General features: G+C 38.9%; 1 protein-coding gene and 2 pseudogenes. All 3 read left to right on the top strand.

Annotated features, from left to right (window positions below; all coding sequences use genetic code 11):
- Positions 1-90 precede the first annotated feature (90 nt).
- Positions 91-348, top strand: a pseudogene (locus tag D0T84_RS22080) (helix-turn-helix domain-containing protein); the annotation flags it as partial.
- Between the two features lie 303 nt (positions 349-651).
- Positions 652-1,278: a BfmA/BtgA family mobilization protein gene (locus tag D0T84_RS22075; protein ID WP_163310072.1), complete on the top strand. Its 627-nt coding sequence runs from the start codon at positions 652-654 to the stop codon at positions 1,276-1,278.
- Between the two features lie 3 nt (positions 1,279-1,281).
- Positions 1,282-2,025 (top strand): annotated as a pseudogene (locus D0T84_RS22070) (DUF5712 family protein); the annotation flags it as partial.
- Positions 2,026-2,131 lie beyond the last annotated feature (106 nt).

The raw sequence follows: 2,131 nt of genomic DNA, 5'->3' as shown, positions 1-2,131 counted from the left end.
ATCTTTTCCATATCTTTATCTTGCTGTATTCTACATTAATAGAGTTCAAAGATAGAATAAAAAAAGGAAAGCAACAAATTACACTCTTAGTTAAACACCAAAGAAGTATTTGACGAAGACGAGAAACTGCTCGATAACCAAGATTTAGCCTTTCTCTTAAAAGTGTCGTATCGTACGCTCCAGCGGTATCGTTCCGGAAAAAAACTGCCTTTCTTTATGATAGCTCATAAGACCTATTACCGAGTAAAAGATGTCCGCGCTTTTGTTCGTGAGCATATGGATTTTCAAACCTATCAGCAGTTTGAAAAGAAGCATCCGACAGATAATGGTGATGAGAAAGATGAATGATTCTGCATTTTATGTTTTAAGCAGAATAGGGCAAATGATGAAGGCTTGTTTTTAGTTTACGCCTTCAAGTAATGGCTCCGCATTTAGCAGAAACAACCTCGCCTACCGGCTCTGTTTGTTTCACTAAATTAAGCAAGAGGGAACTGGACTTCGTCCTGTTCTTCCTCTTGCCCTGCGGGACAAAGCCTTCGGCTTTAGCGGTTTATACTAAACCGCTATAATTAGTCCAATAATTAGCCTTTTGTATTTATCGCTAATTATCAGACTTTTAATAACATGAAATTCCATTAAAAAGTAATTGTCATGAAAGATGAAGCCCAAAAGATAATATATACTACTGTTTCCATAGACAAGGAAACAGGGCGTTTAGTAGAAAAGATATGTAAACGCTATTCGCTGAAAAAGAGTGAAGTTGTAAAACTGGCATTCCTGTATTTGGAGAAAGCACATATCAACCCTGCCGATGCTCCCGAATCGGTAAAATCAGAACTATCCAAGATTAACAAACGGCAGGATGATATTATACGTTTCATTCGCCACTATGAAGAAGAGCAACTCAACCCTATGATACGGACAAGCCATTCAATAAGCGTTAAGTTCGATACGGCTGTCGGAATCCTGACGGAAAAAGTAAATTTAGAAATAAACACTTCAAAAGATAATCTTGTCAATGTTCTAAAAAAGTTGGACGAACATTTCGGTAAAATAGCAGTAGTAATAAATAACCAGTCCGCAAGCCTTGATAAACTATCCGCTACTATTGACAGCCTTTCCAATATTATAAATAAGCAAACCCAAACACAGCAAAGGAACAATCAGAAGCTATTGCAACTGATTTCCCTTTATTCGGAACTGGCAACCTGCGGAGTAATGGACGGCAAACGCAAAGAGAACCTAAGAGCAGAAATAAACGACCTGATAAACGAGTAACCTATGAATATAGATTTCCCGCCACCGTCCAAAGGCACATACAACAATGCAGGCAGTAGCCGAAAGCTGGCAAATTACCTCGAACATGAAGATATGGAACGCATGGAGCAAGGAATCTATACAGAAGGATTTTTCAACCTGACAGATGATAATATATATAAATCCCAAGTCATTAAAGATATAGATAGCAATATCGGGCAACTCATGAAAACAGATGCCAAGTTTTACGCTATCCATGTAAGCCCGTCAGAAAAGGAACTTCGGGCAATGGGCAATACCGAACAGGAACAAGCCGAAGCCATGAAACGGTATATCCGTGAAGTGGTTATTCCCGAATATGCCAGGAATTTCAACAAAGAACTATCGGCAGAGGATATAAAGTTTTATGGCAAGATACATTTCAGCCGTGACAGGTCAAACAACGAACTAAATATGCACTGTCATTTGATTGTAAGCAGGAAAGACCAATCCAATAAGAAAAAGCTATCTCCATTAACTAACCACAAGAACACTAAGAAAGGAACGGTTAAGGGCGGTTTTGATAGGAAGAACCTGTTCCAACAAGCAGAGCAGGGATTTGATAAACTATTCAGCTACCAACGCCAACTAACTGAAACCTTTGAATACTGCAACACGATGAAGAACGGCAGTATCTCCGAGCAACTCAATATGCAAGAGCGACAGGTAGCCGATGAAAGAAAAAATACAGATATGCAAACTGGCTTGTATGCAGATAAGCAAGGCGAACCGAATGAAAAGTAATCCTTCGGTCTCGGTCATCTTTTACAAGATTTATATAGTTTTTACCTTTGCATAGGAGAGAGTTAACGATAAATTAAGGAGCCATCAGTTT

It is taken from the genome of Dysgonomonas sp. 521 (assembly GCF_010501055.1).
GTDB lineage: Bacteria > Bacteroidota > Bacteroidia > Bacteroidales > Dysgonomonadaceae > Dysgonomonas.
Note: the sequence above shows the minus strand (reverse complement) of the source record. Positions and strands in the feature narration are given on the sequence as shown.

What these genes read in the sequence shown, in the direction of transcription:
- D0T84_RS22075 (WP_163310072.1), top strand. Translation starts at nt 652, where the DNA reads ATGAAAGATGAAGCCCAAAAGATAATATATACTACTGTTTCCATAGAC.